Origin of the sequence: Nonomuraea sp. NPDC050328 (assembly GCF_044459405.1) — a bacterium.
In the GTDB taxonomy this organism is placed as follows: Bacteria; Actinomycetota; Actinomycetes; order Streptosporangiales; family Streptosporangiaceae; genus Nonomuraea.
Window position 1 is genome coordinate 1,022,636 of sequence record NZ_JBITIW010000002.1, and the last position, 17,139, is coordinate 1,039,774.

Genomic DNA, 17,139 nt, shown 5'->3' on the forward strand with positions numbered 1-17,139 from the left:
CAGGAATTCTCCCGGACGCCTGCCGCAGGCCCGGCCCGTCCGGTGCGGGGGTCAAGGCACGGTAACCTCCTTGGGTTGAGTCGAAGGAGGAGTCGTGGCCGGTCTGGTCGTAGCCGTGGACGGGCCCTCGGGGTCCGGCAAGTCGAGCGCATCCCGTGGCGTCGCCCGCGAGCTGGGCCTGCGTTACCTGGACACCGGGGCGCAGTATCGTGCCATGACCTGGTGGATGCTGGAGCACGGCGTCGAGGTGGGCGACCAGGAGGCCGTCGCGGCGCGGGCCGCCGAGCCCGTCCTGGAGTCCGGCACCGACCCGCAGGCCCCCACCATCCACGTGGACGGCGCCGACGTCGCCACCGCCATCCGCGGTGACGCCGTCACCGGCTCGGTCTCGCTGGTCGCGGCCGTGCCGGAGGTCCGGCGGCGGCTGGTCGCCCTGCAGCGCGAGATCATCGGCGAGGGCGGCATCGTGGTCGAGGGCCGTGACATCGGTTCGGTGGTCGCTCCCGACGCCACGCTGAAGGTGTACCTGACCGCCAGCGCCGAGGCCCGCGCCAACCGCCGCACCGCCGAGCTCACGGGCACGACGGTGGAGGCGCAGCAGGCCGCCATGGCGCGGCGTGACACCCTTGACTCGACACGTAAGACCGATCCGCTCTCGATGGCGGCTGGCGCCGTCGAGCTCGACACCACGGCCCTGAACCTCGAAGAGGTCATCGCCACGGTGGTGAGACTGGTCAAGGAGCGCGCCTGAACGGATCAGGCGCGGTACTCGTGAGGATGAACACAGATGTCAACGGGGGACTCCGGCTGGATTGAGGCCGAGCTCGAAGATCTGACGACAGAGCACGGGGAGGACGAGGCCGACAGCGGCCCGCTCCCCGTCCTGGCCATCGTGGGCCGCCCCAACGTGGGCAAGTCCACGCTCGTCAACCGCATCATCGGCCGCCGCGAGGCGGTCGTGGAAGACGTCCCGGGCGTGACCCGTGACCGCGTGACCTACGACGCCAACTGGCGTGGCCGCCGCTTCACCGTCGTCGACACCGGCGGCTGGGACCCCGAGGCCACCGGCATGAACCTGCGCATCGCCGAGCAAGCCCAGGTCGCCGTGGAACTGGCCGACGTGATCCTGTTCGTGGTCGACGCCACGGTCGGCATCACCGACGCCGACCAGGAGGTCGGCAACGTGCTGCGGCAGTCCGGCAAGCCGGTCATCCTGGCCGCCAACAAGGTCGACAACCAGCAGCTCGAGCTCGAGGCGCACGCCATGTGGTCGATGGGCCTGGGCGAGCCGTACCCGGTCAGCGCGCTGCACGGCCGGTCCAGCGGCGACCTGCTCGACGTGGTGCTCGACAAGCTGCCCGAGACCCCGCGCGAGACCTTCGGCACCGAGCGCGGCCCGCACCGCGTGGCGTTGCTCGGCAAGCCCAACGTGGGCAAGTCCTCGCTGCTCAACAAGCTGGCCGGCGAGGAGCGGGTGCTGGTCGACCCGATGGCCGGCACCACCCGCGACCCGGTGGACGAGCTGGTCGAGCTGGGCGGGCAGATCTGGCGCTTCGTCGACACCGCCGGCATCCGGCGGCGTGACCGGGAGCTGCAGGGCGCCGACTTCTACGCCGCCATGCGCACCCGCGCGGCGCTGGAGAAGACCGAGGTGGCGATCGTGCTGATCGACGCCAGCGAGCCGCTCACCGAGCAGGACCTGCGCATCCTCAGCATGGTCATCGAGTCCGGCCGCGCGATGGTGGTCGCCTTCAACAAGTGGGACCTGGTCGACGAGGACCGGCGGTACTACCTGGAGAAGGAGATCGACCGGCAGATGGTCCGCATCCCGTGGGCGCTGCGGGTCAACATCTCGGCCAAGACCGGCCGGCACGTCGACCGGCTCGTCCCGGCCATCGAGAAGGCGCTCGACTCCTGGTCCACCCGGGTGCCGACGTCGCGGCTCAACGCCTTCCTCACCGAGCTGGTGCAGCAGACGCCGCCTCCGGTGCGGAGCGGCAAGCAGCCCAAGATCCTCTTCGCCACGCAGGCGTCGACCGAGCCGCCGAAGTTCGTCCTGTTCACCTCCGGGTGGCTGGAGGAGACCTACCGGCGCTTCATCGAGCGGCGCATCCGGGAGGAGTTCGGTTTCGCCGGCTCGCCCATCGAGGTGACGATGAAGATCCGCGAGAAGCGCAAGAAGGAGAAGTAGGCGCCTCGCTCCCCGGTCCGGCACCCAGGTGTGCTCGCGGTCGAGCCGCTCCGGCGGCTCGGCCGGGGTGCCGTACATGTGGGGCCGATACTCGGTTGGCCGGGGCGCCCCTGCCCGGTTACAGTGGCCGCAACACGTTGAGGGAGACGAGTAACCCGAGGTCCACGCGGGCCGAGAGAGCCGCCGGTCGCTGTGAGGCGGCCCCGCGTCCCCGGGTGAAGACACTCCTGAGTGCGGGGAGGAAATGCCCCGCCGGTCCGGCCTCCGTCATCGGGCCGCCAGAGGCCGCCGATCCGGCGGCGAAGGTGTGGTGGCACCGCGAGTCCCTGCTCGCCCGCACCTCCCAGGGGTAGTCTCCGAGGAGGTGCCGTAAGCATGTCACGTGTCCTGTCCGCCGAGCTGCCCGAGTTCGTCGGCCGCCGAGTCACCGTCGCGGGCTGGGTCCATCGCCGCAGAACGCTCAAATCCGTCAGTTTCCTGATCGTGCGCGACCGTGCGGGGCTCATCCAGATCGTCAGCCCCGTGCCCGGCCTGCCGGTCGAGGAGAGCGTCGTCGAGGTGAGCGGCCTGGTCACCGCCAGCGCCCAGGCGCCCGGCGGCGTCGAGCTCACCGAGCCGCGCATCACCGTGCTGAGCGAGCCGGCCAAGGCGCCGCCGTTCGCGCTCTACCGGCCCGAGGCGCCGGCCACGCTGCCGCTGCTGCTCGACCACGCGCCGGTCGCCCTGCGCCACCCCAGGCTGCGCCGGGCGCTGGAGATCTCCGCCGCGAGCGTCGCGGGCTTCCGCGCCACCCTGGACGGGCTCGGCTTCACCGAGATCCACACGCCCAAGCTGGTCGCCTCGGCCACCGAGTCCGGGGCGAACGTCTTCCCGGTGGACTACTTCGGCCGCACCGCCTACCTGGCGCAGTCGCCGCAGTTCTTCAAGCAGATGATGGTCGGCGTCTTCGAGCGCGTCTACGAGGTCGGCCCGGTCTTCCGCGCCGAGCCGCACGACACCGCCCGCCACCTGGCGCAGTACACCAGCCTCGACGTCGAGCTCGGCTTCGTGCGCGACCACCGCGACGTCATGGCCGTCCTGCGCGAGCTGCTGGCCGGCATGATCGAGTCGGTACGGCGCAGCGTCCCGATGGAGCTGCCGCAGGTGCCGGCCGAGATCCCGGCCCTGCACTTCACCCAGGCGCAGGAGCTGACCGGTTCCGACGAGCCCGACCTGTCGCCGGAGCAGGAACGCCGGCTGTCGGAGTGGGCCAGGCGCGAGCACGGCTCGGACTTCCTCTTCGTGACCGGCTACCCGATGGTCAAGCGGCCCTTCTACACCCACCCCGACCCGGCGCGCCCGGCCTACTCCAACGGCTTCGACCTGCTCTTCCGGGGGGTCGAGCTGGTGACCGGCGGGCAGCGGCTGCACCGCTACGAGGACTACCTCGCCGCGCTGGCCGAGCGCGGCGAGCCGGTCGAGCCGTACGAGGGCTACCTGCAGGCCTTCGCCTACGGCATGCCGCCGCACGGCGGGTTCGCCATCGGGCTGGAGCGCTGGACGGCGAAGCTGGCCGGGCTGGCCAACGTCCGGCAGGCGGCGGCCTTCCCGCGCGACCTGCACCGCCTCACGCCGTAACCCGCCGGGCGGGCATCAGCAGGGCGAGGGCCGCGCCGGCCACGCAGAGCACTCCGGTGACCAGGAACATCTCGGTGTACTCCACGTGCAGCGCGGCCTTCACCTGCGCGGTGTACTCGGCCATCTTCCGCGCGAAGGCGGCCGGGTCGCCGGTCGGCAGCGGGGTGTCCAGGTCGGCGGTGAGCGACTGGAAGCGGTAGAAGCCCCAGGCCGACACGGCGGCCACGCCGATCAGCATGCCCATCATCCGGGCCACGACGACCGCGGCCGAGGCCACGCCGTGCTGGGCGGGGCCGGTGGTGCGCAGCACGGCGGCCGACACCGGGGCGATGACCAGGCCGAGCCCGGCGCCGGCGATGATCAGACCGAGGTCGATCGGGTGGTCGCGCAGCTCCAGCGGCCAGGCGGACATGACGAAGAAGCCGGCCGAGGCCACGGCCAGTCCGGCGGCGGTCACCGCCCGGTCGCCCAGCCGCCGGGCCAGCGCGCCGCCGGCCAGGGCGGCCACCGGCAGCGCCAGCAGGAAGCGGGCCAGCACCAGGGAGGCGTCCAGGGCGGGCAGGCCCATCAGCGTCTGGGCGGCGAGCTGGACGAACACCATGGTGATCAGGAGCGCGGCTCCGGTGACGAAGCTGACGCCCAGGGTGGCCAGGAGCGGGCCCTTGCGGGTGCCGGTCAGGTCGAGCAGCCGGACGGGGGAGCGGATCTCCCACCAGACGAACACCGCCGCCACCAGGACGCCGAGCCCGATCAGCGGCCAGCCCCAGGGCGGCAGCACCGCCTCGGCGGGCTCCGGGTTGTACAGCCCGGCCACCAGCAGCCCCAGGGCGAGGGCCAGCAGCCCTCCGCCGATCAGATCCACCCGCCTGCCCCCGGCCGGGTCCACCCGCCTGCTTCCGGCCGGGTCCACCCGCCTGCTTCCGGCCGGGTCCACTCGCTTGTCCCCGGCCGGGTCCGCCCGCTTGTCCCCGGTCGCCGTGGGCGCGCCGCGGGGTACGGCGAGCTGCACGGCGACCGCGGCCAGCGCCACCAGCGGCAGGTTGATCCAGAAGATCCACTGCCACGACCCCAGCGCCAGCGCCACGACCCCGCCGTACAGCGGTCCGAGCGCGCTGCCCAGCTCCTGGGCGGCCCCGACCGCGCCCAGCGCCACGGGTCGCTCGCGTTCGTCCCACAGGTCGCCGATGAGCGCCATGGTGATCGGCAGCAGCGCGCCGCCGGCGATCCCCTGCAGCGCCCGCCCGGCGGTGACCACCACGACGGTGTCCCCGAGCGCGGTCACCACCGAGCCGAGGGCGAAGACGGCCAGGCAGAGCTGGATCAGGGGACGCCTGCCGTACCGGTCGGAAAGCTGGCCGAGCAGCGGCATGGCGGCGATGTAGCCGAGCAGGAACCCGGTGACGACCGGGGTGATGCGCTCCAGCCGGTTGACCGGCACCCCCACGGTGCGCGAGATGTCGACCAGGACGGTCACGACGACGTAGGCGTCGAGCGCCGCGAGCAGGACGACGGCGCCGCCCGCGGCGAGGACGAGCTTCCTCATCCGGCCGGCGGCGGGGTGATCTGGACGGCGGCGTCGTAGTCGCTGAGGGTCACCGTCGCCGAGCCGCCCTGCAGCGGCAGCGTGACGCGGTTGATCCGGCTGGTGGCCTTGTCGATGAGGAACTGCGCGTTGACGTCCTGGTTGACGCCGGGCACCAGGGCCTTGAGCGCGTCCTGCTTGAGCGCGGCGGTGGCGCGGTAGGCGCCGCCCTCCTCGCCGTCGACCGTGGGGTTGGCGGCGGTGGTCAGGATCTGCGCCAGCCCCTTGGCCGGGTCGAGGATCTGGGCGGGGTCGTAGCTGAGCGTCTGCATGAGCGTCTGGCGGGTCATCGTCTGGAACCCGCCGGTGGGGCCCTTGAAGTAGACGGTGTCGCCGAGCAGCACGAAGCTCATCTCGGTGAGCTGGCCGAACAGCTCGACCGAGAGCGTGCCGTCGGCGCCGCCTGCGGTGGTCAGCCGGCCGTCGGCCTTGCGCAGCGGCACCGCGGGCGTGCCCTCGGTGGTGATGGCGAAGGTGGCCGACTTGACCGTCTTCATCGCCTCGGCGGTCTTCTTCATCAGCTCGGGCCCGGCGGGCAGGGCGCCCTCACCCGAGCAGGCGGCCACCAGGGCGAGCAGCATCAGGACGACGAGCGCGAGCGGCCGGGGGGAGGGGCGGGACCTTGTCACCATGAGCGGATCGTAGCGAGCGCCCGGCCGGGGTTCGCACGACAGGCCGATATCGGTTTCGCCTCGGCTCAGCGCAGGCTCTTCAGGTGCGCGACGATCGGGGCGTAGGCCTGCTCGAGCGCTTCGAGCTGGTCGTCGGTGAGCAGGTCGACGAAGTGCTGCCGCACGCCGGCGACGTGGTGCGGGGCGACCTGCTTGATCGTCTCCCAGCCCTGGTCGGACAGCACGGCGAAGGTGCCGCGCCGGTCGTCGGGGCAGTCCTCGCGGGTGACCAGGCCCTTGTCCTCCATGCGGGAGATCTGGTGCGACAGCCGGCTGCGGGACTGGATGGTGGCGTCGGCCAGGTCGCTCATCCGCATCCGGCGGCCGGGGCTCTCGGAGAGGTTGACCAGGATCTCGTAGTCGTTGATCGAGAGCCCGAACTCGTGCAGCTCACGGTCGAGCCGGTGCAGCAGGAGCTTGTGCATGGCCAGGTGTGCGCGCCACGCCCGCTGCTCGGCCTGACTCAACCATCGTGGCGTCCCCATGATCCCAAATGTACCTCAGACGGAGGTCACGACTTCGTCGAAGGCCAGCCGCGGCTGCCTCGGGAAGTGCGCGTCGGCCTCGGCGGCGTGACCCAGGTTGACGACGGCGATGACGTGGTGGTCGCCGTCGGGGAAGAACTCCTTGCTCAGGCCGTCGGCGTCGAAGCCGGCCATCGGCCCGGCGGCCAGGCCCGCGGCGCGGGCGCCGACGATGAAGTAGCCGGTCTGGATGGCGGCGTTGAAGCGGGCCGCGGCGACACGCCCGGCTTCGTCGGCCGCGTACTGCGCGGCGGCATCCGGCTTAATCGGGAAGACCTTGGGCAATTCCTCGTGGAAATCGAGGTCGGCGGCGAGCAGGGCCACCAGCGGGGCCTTGCCGATCTTCGGCTTGTTGCCCTCGCCCATGTGCGCGCGCACCCGCTCGCGGGCCTCGTCCGATCGGACGAGCACGATGCGCAGCGGCTGGCTGTTCATGGCGGTCGGACCGTACTTGACCAGGTCGTACACGGCCTGGACCGTCTCGTCGGACACGGGCTCGTCGGTGAAGCCGTAGGTGGTGTGGGCGGCACGGAAGAGCAGGTTCTGGGCGTCCTGGTTGAGCATCATGTTCCGCAGAACAACAGATGAATATTCAACTATTCCGCTCTGCTTCAATGATCTACCATGGCGGACAGTCTGGGAACGGTGCTGGTCGCGGGGGCGGCCAACCTGGCCATCGCCGCGGCCAAGTTCGTGGCGGGTCTGGTCAGCGGCTCGGCCGCGATGATGTCGGAGGCGGCGCACTCGCTGGCCGACACGGTCACCGAGGTGCTGCTGGTGATCGCCATCCGGCACGGCGGCCGGGCGCCCACCCGGCGCCACCCCTTCGGGTACGGCCAGGTCAGCTTCTTCTGGGCCATGCTCGCCGCGGTGGCCACCCTGGTCGGCGGCGCGGGCTTCTCCATCACCCACGGCCTGCACACCATCGCCGACGGCGAGGACCTGAGCGACCTCACCCTGTCCTACGTGGTGCTCGCCGTCTCCTTCGCCATCGAGACGGTCTCCTTCCTCAAGGGCCTGTCGCAGACCCGCACCGAGGCCCGCCGCTGGAAGGTCTCGCCCATCCGGCTGCTGCGCCGTACGCCGGACACGGCGCTGCGGGCGGTGATGCTGGAGGACAGCGCGGCGCTCATCGGGCTCGTGCTGGCCGCGCTCGGGCTGCTGGGCTCGCAGCTCACCGGCTCGGCCACCTGGGACGGCCTGGCCTCGGTCGCCATCGGCCTGCTGCTCCTGGCGGTGGCGATCAGCCTGATCAGCGCCAACGCCTCGCTGCTCATCGGGGAGGCGGCCGCGCCGCGGCTGGAGGAGGCGATCCGCGCCACCCTGACCGCGCAGCCCGAGGTGGACGAGGTGGTGGAGCTGCTCACCATGTATCTCGGGCCGGCGCAGCTCCTGGTCGCGGCCAAGGTCGACTTCTCCGACGAGGCGAGCGCCGCCGGCGTGGAGAACGCCTGCGACGAGGTGGACCGCCGGCTGCGCGCGCAGGTGCCGAGCATCAGCCAGGTCTTCCTGGACCCGACCCCGACCCGGCGCACCGGCTCCTAGACGTCGAGGGCCATCACGATGGCGATGCCGACGACGTGCATGACGACGACGATGACGATGAGCGAGATGAAGACGAACTTCGCCGGGCCGTGCTCGAAGGTCTTGCCCTCTTCGAGCGGCTTGCGCTTGGCCATCCGATCGGCGATGCGCTCCTCGATGGGCTTCTTGTAGAACACCCTTTCAGGGTATCCGGCGGGCCGGCCGGTCGGTCACCGCGGTGCCCAGCACGCCGTCGCACTCCCATTCCAGCACGTGGGGGCCCGGCCGCCAGGCGGTGGTGCGCATCCGGTCGAGGCTCAGCTCGCCGCGTTTGATCAGGGCCTCCTTGCGCGCCCACAGCCGGATGAGCTCGCGGCTGTCGGCCACCCGTTCGCCGGGCGCGGTCACCGAGGCGGCCAGGGCGGGGTCGAGCGGGCCGTCGGGGATGCGTTCCACGTCCACGCCGACCTTGCCGGGGCCGGCGACGGCGGCGACGTAGCCGCGGGTGTGGCTGAAGCTGACGCCCAGCTCGGGGTGGCCCTCCAGCGAGGGGCGGCCGTGCCCGGGGCCGTGCAGGTCGCAGTGCTGGGTCAGGCCCAGGCGGGCCGGGTCGGCGTCGAGGCAGGCGGCGGCGGCCAGCCGTACCAGCAGGTGGGCGGCGACGAAGGCGGCGCGGTCGGCCTCGTGCCGCAGCCGGGCGGCCCGCTCCCGCTCGGCGGGGGTCAGCCACGACGGCGGGGCGTCGATCTCCTCGGGCCGGCCGGCCATCACCACGGCGTCAAGCACCGCGCCAGCATAGAGGGGGGCTCAGCGCGGCTGCGGCGTGGGGGTGCTCAGGATGGTGACCTCCTGCGCCTTCCAGGCGGCGCCCTCCCGGACCAGCAGCAGCTTGAGGTGCGAGCCGTGCACCTCGCGGACCGGCTGGCCGGACTCCACGCGCGAGTCGACGACCACGACCGCGCGCGCGGTGGCCTCGCCCACCTCGCCCAGGTAGACCTCGCGTACGGTCGCCTGCGAGACGGCCTTGTGCGCGAGGATCGAGCGCCGGGTCGCGGCGCCGAACTCCCGGTCGTACAGGGCCATGAAGTCGCCGGTGGACAGCCGGGCCAGCGTCGCCCGCGCGGCGGGCAGGTCCTGGTAGTCGTAGCTCAGCAGCGCCCGGGCGAACTCCCGGGCCGCGACCGAGACCTGCGCGCGCAGGTCGCGCTCGGCCGCCAGCCGGCCCCTGGCCTGCTCGGCGTTGCTGGCCCCGGTCCACTGGAGGACGGCGAAGGCGGCGAGCGCCAGCACCGCCAGCACGGCCGCCACCCCGAGGGCCCGCCCTCGCCACCCCTGGGACGCCATGCGCCCACGATGCCATCCGCGCCGCTGATCACGGAGGCGTTCGTCCGAAACCGGTCAGGTACGGCGGCGCCCACCGGCGAGGGCCGGCGGGCGCCGTCGATGGGGCGCGGGTCAGGACAGCAGCGCGCCCATCCAGCCCTCGACCTCGTCGGGGTGGCGCGGCAGCCCCGCCGACATGAGGCGGGCGCCGTCCTTGGTAATGACCAGGTCGTCCTCGATCCGCACGCCGATGCCCCGGAACTCCGGGGGCAGGGTGAGGTCGTCCTGCTGCAGGTAGAGGCCGGGCTCGACGGTCAGCACCTGGCCCTCCTCCAGCACGCCGTCGAGGTAGACCTCGGCCCGCGCCTTGGCGCAGTCGTGCACGTCCAGGCCGAGCATGTGGCCGCTGCTGCACAGCGTGTAGCGCCGGTACAGGCCGCTCTCCATGAGCGAGTCGACCGAGCCGCTCAGCAGGCCCCAGTCCACCAGGCCCTCGGTGATGACCCGCATGGCCGCCCGGTGGAAGTCGCGGAACTTCGCGCCCGGCCGCAACGCGGCGATGCCGGCGTTCTGGGCCTCGTAGACCAGCGAGTAGATCTGCCGCTGGACGGGCGAGAAGGTGCCCGACAGCGGGAGCGTGCGGGTGATGTCGGCGGTGTAGAGCGAGTCGGTCTCGATGCCGGCGTCGAGCAGGAGCAGCTCGTCGCGGTCGAGCCGGCCGTCGTTGCGGATCCAGTGCAGGACGCAGGCGTGCGAGCCGGAGGCCACGATGCTGTCGTAGCCGACGGCGTTGCCCTCCAGCCGCGAGCGCAGGCCGAAGACGCCTTCGAGGTAACGCTCGCCGCGCGGGTGGCCGAGCGCCGCGGGCAGGGCGCGCACGACGTCCTCGAAGCCGCGGGTGGTGGCGTCGACGGCGAACTGCAGTTCGCCGACCTCCCACTCGTCCTTGATCAGCCGCATCTCCGACAGGAAGATCTGCAGCTCGGCGTCGCCGCCGCCGACCGGGACGCGGCGGTCCACCTCGGGGTCCACGTCGCGCAGCACCCGGGCGGGGGCGGACAGGTCGAGGGTGTCGACGTGGGCGGTGGGCAGGCCGTACAGGTCGCTCGCCTCGCGCAGGTCGGGGCGGCGGCCCACCCAGAACTCGCCGTAGCGGCGGTCGCGGTAGAACTCCTGGCTGCCCTCGCGCGGCGAGCGCGGGCGCAGGTAGAGCACCGACTCGCCGGACGGCTCCACGACCAGCACGTCACCGGGCTCGGTGTGGCCGGTCAGGTAGGAGAAGGCGCTGTGCGGGCGGAAGCGGAAGTCGCTGTCGTTGCTGCGCACCTTGAGCGTGCCGGAGGGGATCACCAGCCGTTCGCCGGGGAAGCGGGCGGCCAGGGCGGCGCGGCGCTTGGCGGTCCAGGGCGCCACCGCCAGCGGGGCCAGGTCGTCCCGGTGGGTGTCGGCCCAGCCGGTGGCCATGAAGGCGGCCAGTTCCTCGGTGATCGGCAGGTCGTGGCTGCCGGTGTTCAATTTCTCGGTCATGTGATCCCCTCACCACGCTGTGATATTTCACATATTAGTCTCAAAGACGGCGCCATGCACTCTACGTGTTTGCCGCCGCGGACGCTTAGCCTGCCCGCCCGGAGGGGAGGTTCCCTCCTATCGGCCGCCGAGGAGGTGCACATGCTCATCGGGACAATCCTTCGTGCCAAGGGCAGCGATGTGACGACCGTCGCCCCTGATGCCACAGTCCGCGACCTGCTGGCCAAACTCGCCGAGCACAACATCGGCGCGGTGGTGGTGTCCGCGGACGGCTCGACGATCGACGGCATCGTCTCCGAGCGGGACGTGGTGCGAAGGCTTCACGACACGGGAGCCGGCGTCCTGGACGAACCGGTGTCGGCGATCATGACGCTGGAGGTCCGGACCGTCGGCCCGGACACGAACGTCAGCGAGCTCCGCCAGACCATGACCACCCACCGCTTCCGGCACGTCCCCGTCGTCGAGGCCGGCCGCCTGGTCGGCATCGTCAGCATCGGGGACGTGGTCAAGAGCGCGATCGAGGAACTGGAGACGGAGAAGGCGTCACTGGTCGACTACCTGCACCGCTGAGCTCCGCCCGCCGGTCGGCCCACCGCTCCAGGAGCACCTGGTCGTGGCTGATGGCCAGCACGCCCGCGCCCTCCTCCTCCCGGTAGTCGCGCACCACGCCGACGAGCAACGCCTGGGTCGAGGCGTCGAGCATGGTGGTCATCTCGTCGCACACCAGGTAGCGCGGCCGAAGCGTCAGCGCGCGGGCCAAGCAGGCGCGCTGGAGCTGGCCGTCGGAGACCTCGTGCGGGCGGCGGGTGAGCAGATCGGGCGTCAGTCCGGCCCGCTCGGCGAGCTCCGCCGCGCGGTCCCGGGGCAGCTTCGCCGCCGCGAGCGGCTCGGCGATGATCTCGGCGAGCGTCAGCCGCGGGTCCACCGCCAGCCTGGGCTGCTGGTAGAGCAGCGCGACGCTGGTGCGCAGGGCGCGCGGCGCGCGTTGCCGCCAGCCCGGCGTCGGCGTGCCGTCCACGCTCACCCGGCCGCCGTCCGGCCGCAGCATCAGCGCCAGCACCCGGGCCAGCGTCGACTTGCCGCAGCCGCTCGGCCCGCCGAGCCCGACGATCTCGCCCGGCGCGACCTCGAACGACAGCCGGTCCAGCACGGTCCGGCTGCCGTACCGCACGGTGATCTCATCGGCGCGCAACATGGCAGGCCACCCCTTCCTCCAGATCCGGTACGGCGGAGCAAGCCGCCACCGCCTGCGAGCAGCGCGGCTGGAAGGCACAGCCGCCCGGCAGCGCGGTGAGCTCCGGCGGCATACCGGGGATCGGGCGGAAGGCCCGGTCGGGCTGCGCGTCCACCAGCCCCCTGGCGTAGGGGTGGCGGGGCCGCTCCAGCACCTCGGCGGCCTCGCCCACCTCGACCAGCCGGCTGGCGTACATCACCGCCAGGTCGTCGGCCACCCGCTCGGCGGCCCGCAGGTCGTGCGTGATGAGCAGCACCGCCCGGCCCTCGTCGCACAGCGAGCGCAGCACGCCCATCGCCCGGTCGACCAGGGGCCGGTCGAGGCCGCTGGTGGGCTCGTCGGCGATGAGCAGGCCCGGGTCCCCGGCCAGGGCGATGGCGTTGGCCACCCGCTGGGCCATGCCGCCGCTCAGCTCGTGCGGGTAGCGGTCGAGGTCGGCCTCGCGCAGGCCGAACCGCCCGGCCAGCTCGGCGGCGGTGTGGGCCGAGCCGAGCTCGCGCAGCGCCTCGTCGAGCTGGGCGCGGGCGGTCCTGACCGGCGTCAGGTGGGTGGCCGGGCTCTGCGGGATCAGCCCGATGCGCCGGCCCCTGACCTGCCGGGCCAGCACGTCCGGCCTGGCGGCCAGCAGGTCGAGCCCGCCGTCCAGCAGGGCCGAGCCGCTCACCGTGGCGTTGCCCGGCAGCAGGCCGAGCAGGGCGTGGGCCAGCACGGACTTGCCGCACCCGGACTCGCCGACCAGGGCCAGGCAGCGGCCGGGCCGTACCTCGAAGCTCGCCTGCGTCACCGCCTGCACGGTCGCGCCGGGCAGCCGGAAGGTGACGGTCAGGTCGCGCACGTCGAGGGCGGTCGCCGGGCGGGTGCCGAGCCGGTCGGCCGGGGCGCTCGTCGTCACAGGGCCAGCTCCGATCGCATCCGGGGGTTGAGCCGGTCGCGGTAGCGCTGGGCGAGCACGGAGATCGCCAGCGTGGGGACCAGGATGAACAGGCCGGGCGCCAGGCTCGACCACCACGAGCCGGCCAGGATCGAGCGCTGCCCGTCGTTGATCATGTTGCCCAGCGAGGCCAGGTGCGGCGGCAGGCCGAGACCCAGGAAGCTGAGCGCGGTCTCGTGCCAGATGGCGTGCGGCACCATCAGCACGGTGGCCAGCAGCAGGTGCGGGGCCAGGTGGGGGAGCAGGTGCCGGGTGAGCAGCCGGGCCCGGCCCGCGCCGCCGGAGATGGCCGCCTCGACGAAGGGCCGCTCGCGCAGCGACAGCACCTCCGAGCGGACGATGCGCGCGGCGGTCGTCCAGTGGGTCAGGCCCACCGAGACGATCACCGCGTACGGGCTCGGCGCGAACATCGCCACGATGAAGATGCCGAGCAGCAGGTGCGGCAGGGAGGCGAAGCCGTCCACCACGCGCATGAGCAGGCGGTCGGGAAGGCCCCCGAGGCTTCCCGCCACCAGTCCGAGGGTGCCGCCGATGGCCATGCTGACCACCGCGGCGACCAGGCCGACCAGGAACGACACGCGAAGGCCGTAGACGCAGCGCAGCAGCACGTCGCGGCCGACCTCGTCGGTGCCCAGCGGGTGGGCGAGCGACGGCGGCTGCCCGGCGACGGCCAGGTCCACCAGGTGCTGGTCGAGCTGGACGATCGGCGGCACCAGCAGCACGGCCAGTCCCAGCACGAGCAGGGTGAGCCAGGCGAGGCGGATCATACGGCCACCGCCCTGGTCCGCGGGTCGGCCACCCGGTAGGCCAGGTCGGCCAGCAGGTTCCCGGCCACGACCGCCACCGTGCCCATCAGGGTCAGGATGGCCAGCAGCGGGAAGTCGACCGACAGCGCGGCCTGCACCGAGGTGGAGGCCACGCCGGGCCAGGAGAAGACCGTCTCGACCAGGATCGCCCCGGTCACGAGCTCGGGCACGCGGGCACCCAGGATGGTCAGGAACGGCAGCAGCGCCGAGCGCAGCGCGTGCCGGACGATCACCGTGCGCTCGCGCAGCCCGCGCGAGCGCGCGCCGACCACGAAGTCCTCGCGCAGCGTGCCGATCACCGACTCGCGCACGTAGAGCACCAGCCACGACGACTGCGACACCGCCAGCACCACGACCGGCAGCACCAGGTGCTGCGCCACGTCGAGGGGGTCGAGCGAGGTCGCGGCCGGGTCGCTCAGCCCGCCGGCCGGCAGCCAGCCGAGCCGGACCGCGAAGACGTAGATGGCCAGCAGCGCCAGCCAGAAGACCGGCGCCGACTCGTTGGCGAACGCCCCGCCGGTGATCAGCCGGTCCAGCCACGAGCCCTTGCGCCAGGCGGCGAGCGTGCCGGCGATCAGGCTGCCGACCAGCATGAGCGCGATGGCGCAACTGGTCGCCAGCAACGTCCACGGCAGCCGCTCGGCGATCACCTCGGCGACCGGGCGGTGGAAGGAGTGCGAGTCGCCCAGATCGCCGGTGAGCAGGTTGCCCAGCCAGGTGGCGTACTGCTCGACGACCGGCCGGTCCAGGCCCCAGTTGGCGCGAATGCTCTCCACCACCGCCGGGTCGGTGACCATCGCCCGGTCGCCGAGGTACTGGCGGACCGGGTCGAAGGGGGAGGCCTGGGCCAGCGCGAACATGGCCGCGGTCACGGCCAGCAGCAGCGGCAGCGCGAACGCCAGCCGCCAGGCGATCAGTTTGATCACTTGCCCGGCTTCCAGGAGGCCAGGTCGCGGAACAGGCCGCCGGTGGCGTGCTCGTGGGCGTCGACGCTCGGCGTGATGCCCTGCCAGTCGCCGCGGACCACGTAGACGTGCTTGAGGAAGACCAGGTAGGTCCAGACCTGCTGGTCGTGGATGATCTTCTGGAAGTCGGTGTAGGCCTGCTTGCGGACGGCCTCGTCGGCCGACTCGCGGCCGGTCTCCAGGAGCTTGTCCACCTCGGGGTTGGCGTAGAAGCCGGGGTTGAAGAAGCCCTTGCCCTGGTAGCTGGAGTGGAAGAGCTCGTAGTTGAGGTAGTCGGGGTCGTACGGCGAGCCGTACCCCATGATCAGGGCGTCCTTGGCCATGCGCGGCTCGATGGCGTCCCAGTCGAGGCCCTCGGGCTTGACCTCCAGGCCGATCTTCTTGGCGTCGGAGGCGGTGGCCAGGGCCAGCTCCTTGCGCAGCGAGTCGCCGGCCGGGTACATGAGGGTGAAGGCGGCGCGCAGGCCGTCCTTGGCGCGGACGCCGTCCTCGCCGAGCTTCCAGCCGGCCTCGTCGAGGAGCTTGGCGGCCTGGTCGCGGTCGGGACGCGGGTTGCCGGTCACCGCCGGGTTGTGCCACGAGATGTCGGGCGAGATCGGGCCGAAGGCGGGCTTGCCGGAGCCGGCGAGGATGGTGTCGACCATCGCCTGCCGGTCCACCGCGAGGTCGAAGGCCTTGCGCACCGCCAGGTCGCCGGTGACCTTCTCCTTCATCGGGAACATGATGCCCCGGTAGTCGGCGCTGTCGACCCGGTAGACCTTGGTCCCGGCGGTGTTCTCGAAGCGCTTGGCCGCCTTGGGCGGCAGGATCGCGGCGTCGAACTCGCCGGCCGCCAGCCGGGTGGAGCGCACGTTGTCGTCCAGCGCGAAGGCGAGCACCACGTTCTTGATCGCCGGGGCGCCGCCGAAGTAGGACTCGTTGGCCTTGAGGACCACCTTGTCGCCCGGCGTCCAGGAGACGAAGGAGTACGGGCCGGTGCCGACCGGCTTGGCCGGGTCGATGCCGCCCTCGGGCACGATGCCGAGCGTGGTGCGCTGCACCAGCGGGGCGTAGGGGTGCTTGAGGGTGAACTCGACGGTCCGGTCGTCCTTGGCGCTCACCTGCTCGATGGCCGAGTAGTCGCCGCTGATCGGCGAGTTGGTCTTCGGGTCGAGCAGCGTGGTGTAGGTATAGGCGACGTCGCGCGCGGTGAGCGGGCGGCCGTCGTGGAACTTGACGCCCTCGCGCAGCGTGAAGGTCACCGTCTTGCCGTCCGGGCTGCTCGCCGGGGGCGCGCTGGCCAGGTTCGGCTGGAGGGACAGGTCGGGGGCGCGGCGCATCAGGCCGTCGAACATCAGCGAGCCGCCGTCGGCCGCGAAGCCCAGGACCGGGCTGAGGTTCTCGAACTCAGAGCCCAGGCCGATCACGAAGGCGTCGCCGGCGCCGCCCGCGGCGGGGGCCGGTCCTTGGGGCGCCGAACAAGCGGTCGCCAGTGTGGCGGCGACGGTCAGCGCGGCCAGGCGCCGGGCCAGTCCCATGGGGTTACCTCCAAGATGCCGAAAAGATGCAATTGCGAAGTATATGCATCTAGCTGGAGGGCGCAGGAGACCCGGTGCGGTCATGGCACCCTGTCCTTGTGATGTATGGCCCCCCGGATCGCTCGCCGTACGGTCCTCCGGACAGCCCGCGCGCCGTCAACAGCCCGACGATCCTGCTGCTGGTCTCCGGGCTGACCGGGGTGCTGGGGTTCCTCATCGGGATGTTCGCCGGGATCGGGCTGGCCGAGCCGTCCGCCTCGCCGCGCAAGAGCCCGGGACCGGCCTCGACCGTGCAGTTCGAGGAGTCGGAGCCGCCCGGCTTCGGCACCGAGACCCCGGTGGCCACGCCCGGCGGCACGGGAACGCCCGGCACGGGGACGCCCGGCATGGGGACGCCGGGGGTGACCGGGACGCCCGGCGTGGGCGCGACCCCGGGGGGCACGCCGGAACCGGGTGGGATGCCCGACGGGCTGGCCGGGGCCATCCGCACGATGATCGTCGGCACCGACATCCAGCCGGGCACCTACAGCAGCCCCGGTCCTGCCGCCGGGCAGCCGGGGTGTTTCTGGGCCCGGCACAACTCGACCGAGGCCTCGTTCAGCACCGTGATCGACAGCGGGCTGCCGATCGGGCCGGCGACCGTCACCATCCAGCCCACCGACAAGGCCTTCCAGACCGCGGGCTGCGGGGAGTGGGTTCGGGTGGGCGGCTGAACCACCTCCCGCAG

19 protein-coding genes are annotated in these 17,139 nt (G+C 72.4%); 6 read left to right on the top strand and 13 right to left on the bottom strand.

The annotated features are described in order from the left end of the window. Positions 1–94 precede the first annotated feature (94 nt). The 3 genes from cmk (at position 95) to aspS (ending at position 3,808) form a co-directional block, all read left to right on the top strand. Positions 95–751: a (d)CMP kinase gene (cmk, locus tag ACIBG7_RS10880; protein WP_397335890.1), complete on the top strand. Its 657-nt coding sequence runs from the start codon at positions 95–97 to the stop codon at positions 749–751. A 36-nt stretch (positions 752–787) separates the two neighbouring features. Further along, positions 788–2,191: a ribosome biogenesis GTPase Der gene (gene der, locus ACIBG7_RS10885; RefSeq protein WP_357924689.1), complete on the top strand. Its 1,404-nt coding sequence runs from the start codon at positions 788–790 to the stop codon at positions 2,189–2,191. A gap of 375 nt (positions 2,192–2,566) precedes the next feature. Then, positions 2,567–3,808, top strand: a complete 1,242-nt coding sequence (aspS, locus tag ACIBG7_RS10890) for an aspartate--tRNA(Asn) ligase (RefSeq protein ID WP_397335891.1) — start codon at positions 2,567–2,569, stop codon at positions 3,806–3,808. On the opposite strand, the gene ACIBG7_RS10895 is transcribed toward aspS, so the two are convergent. The 4 genes from ACIBG7_RS10895 to ACIBG7_RS10910 all read right to left on the bottom strand — a co-directional run bounded on the left by ACIBG7_RS10895 (position 3,798) and on the right by ACIBG7_RS10910 (position 7,152). Continuing rightward, positions 3,798–5,351: an MFS transporter gene (locus tag ACIBG7_RS10895; RefSeq protein WP_397335892.1), complete on the bottom strand. Its 1,554-nt coding sequence runs from the start codon at positions 5,349–5,351 to the stop codon at positions 3,798–3,800. The genes aspS and ACIBG7_RS10895 overlap by 11 nt on opposite strands. After that, positions 5,348–6,022 (bottom strand): LppX_LprAFG lipoprotein, encoded by a 675-nt coding sequence (locus ACIBG7_RS10900; RefSeq protein ID WP_397335893.1) that lies wholly within the window; start codon positions 6,020–6,022, stop codon positions 5,348–5,350. The genes ACIBG7_RS10895 and ACIBG7_RS10900 overlap by 4 nt, the downstream gene beginning before the upstream one ends. A 65-nt stretch (positions 6,023–6,087) precedes the next feature. Further along, a complete protein-coding gene (locus ACIBG7_RS10905) occupies positions 6,088–6,546 on the bottom strand; it encodes a MarR family transcriptional regulator (RefSeq protein WP_357924698.1) in 459 nt (152 codons plus the stop codon). A gap of 15 nt (positions 6,547–6,561) precedes the next feature. Next, positions 6,562–7,152, bottom strand: coding sequence for a malonic semialdehyde reductase (locus tag ACIBG7_RS10910; RefSeq protein WP_357924701.1), 591 nt, complete (start codon positions 7,150–7,152; stop codon positions 6,562–6,564). A gap of 57 nt (positions 7,153–7,209) precedes the next feature. On the opposite strand from ACIBG7_RS10910, the gene ACIBG7_RS10915 reads away from it, so the two are divergent. After that, positions 7,210–8,130, top strand: coding sequence for a cation diffusion facilitator family transporter (locus tag ACIBG7_RS10915; protein ID WP_357924704.1), 921 nt, complete (start codon positions 7,210–7,212; stop codon positions 8,128–8,130). Here the strand turns inward: ACIBG7_RS10915 and ACIBG7_RS10920 are convergent. The 4 genes from ACIBG7_RS10920 to ACIBG7_RS10935 all read right to left on the bottom strand — a co-directional run bounded on the left by ACIBG7_RS10920 (position 8,127) and on the right by ACIBG7_RS10935 (position 10,959). Further along, a complete protein-coding gene (locus ACIBG7_RS10920; RefSeq protein ID WP_357924705.1) occupies positions 8,127–8,306 on the bottom strand; it encodes a hypothetical protein in 180 nt (59 codons plus the stop codon). The genes ACIBG7_RS10915 and ACIBG7_RS10920 overlap by 4 nt on opposite strands. Positions 8,307–8,310: 4 nt before the next feature. Next, the gene (locus ACIBG7_RS10925; protein WP_397335894.1) at positions 8,311–8,895 is read right to left on the bottom strand and encodes a 4'-phosphopantetheinyl transferase family protein; all 585 of its coding nucleotides are present in this window, start codon (positions 8,893–8,895) and stop codon (positions 8,311–8,313) included. Positions 8,896–8,916: 21 nt separating this feature from the next. Beyond that, positions 8,917–9,453 (bottom strand): hypothetical protein, encoded by a 537-nt coding sequence (locus tag ACIBG7_RS10930; RefSeq protein ID WP_357924709.1) that lies wholly within the window; start codon positions 9,451–9,453, stop codon positions 8,917–8,919. Positions 9,454–9,564: 111 nt separating this feature from the next. Further along, entirely contained in the window at positions 9,565–10,959 is a 1,395-nt protein-coding gene (locus tag ACIBG7_RS10935) for an aminopeptidase P family protein (protein ID WP_357924711.1), read from the bottom strand. 141 nt (positions 10,960–11,100) lie between these two features. On the opposite strand from ACIBG7_RS10935, the gene ACIBG7_RS10940 reads away from it, so the two are divergent. Beyond that, complete coding sequence (locus tag ACIBG7_RS10940; protein WP_357924714.1) at positions 11,101–11,529, top strand: CBS domain-containing protein; 429 nt, start codon at positions 11,101–11,103, stop codon at positions 11,527–11,529. Here the strand turns inward: ACIBG7_RS10940 and ACIBG7_RS10945 are convergent. The 5 genes from ACIBG7_RS10945 to ACIBG7_RS10965 are packed head-to-tail and all read right to left on the bottom strand — an operon-like array spanning position 11,465 to position 16,412. Then, positions 11,465–12,154 carry an ABC transporter ATP-binding protein gene (locus ACIBG7_RS10945; protein ID WP_397335896.1) on the bottom strand — a complete coding sequence of 230 codons (690 nt, stop codon included), beginning with the start codon at positions 12,152–12,154 and terminating at the stop codon, positions 11,465–11,467. The two genes, ACIBG7_RS10940 and ACIBG7_RS10945, sit on opposite strands and share 65 nt — an antisense overlap. Continuing rightward, positions 12,138–13,085 (bottom strand): ABC transporter ATP-binding protein, encoded by a 948-nt coding sequence (locus ACIBG7_RS10950; RefSeq protein WP_397335897.1) that lies wholly within the window; start codon positions 13,083–13,085, stop codon positions 12,138–12,140. Before ACIBG7_RS10950 ends, ACIBG7_RS10945 begins: the two co-directional genes overlap by 17 nt. Then, positions 13,082–13,891, bottom strand: a complete 810-nt coding sequence (locus ACIBG7_RS10955; RefSeq protein WP_357924723.1) for an ABC transporter permease — start codon at positions 13,889–13,891, stop codon at positions 13,082–13,084. Before ACIBG7_RS10955 ends, ACIBG7_RS10950 begins: the two co-directional genes overlap by 4 nt. Next, positions 13,888–14,856, bottom strand: coding sequence for an ABC transporter permease (locus ACIBG7_RS10960; RefSeq protein ID WP_357924726.1), 969 nt, complete (start codon positions 14,854–14,856; stop codon positions 13,888–13,890). The genes ACIBG7_RS10955 and ACIBG7_RS10960 overlap by 4 nt, the downstream gene beginning before the upstream one ends. Beyond that, positions 14,853–16,412, bottom strand: a complete 1,560-nt coding sequence (locus ACIBG7_RS10965) for an ABC transporter substrate-binding protein (protein WP_397335898.1) — start codon at positions 16,410–16,412, stop codon at positions 14,853–14,855. Before ACIBG7_RS10965 ends, ACIBG7_RS10960 begins: the two co-directional genes overlap by 4 nt. A 98-nt stretch (positions 16,413–16,510) precedes the next feature. On the opposite strand from ACIBG7_RS10965, the gene ACIBG7_RS10970 reads away from it, so the two are divergent. Then, complete coding sequence (locus ACIBG7_RS10970; protein ID WP_397335899.1) at positions 16,511–17,125, top strand: hypothetical protein; 615 nt, start codon at positions 16,511–16,513, stop codon at positions 17,123–17,125. The last annotated feature ends 14 nt before the right edge of the window (positions 17,126–17,139 follow it).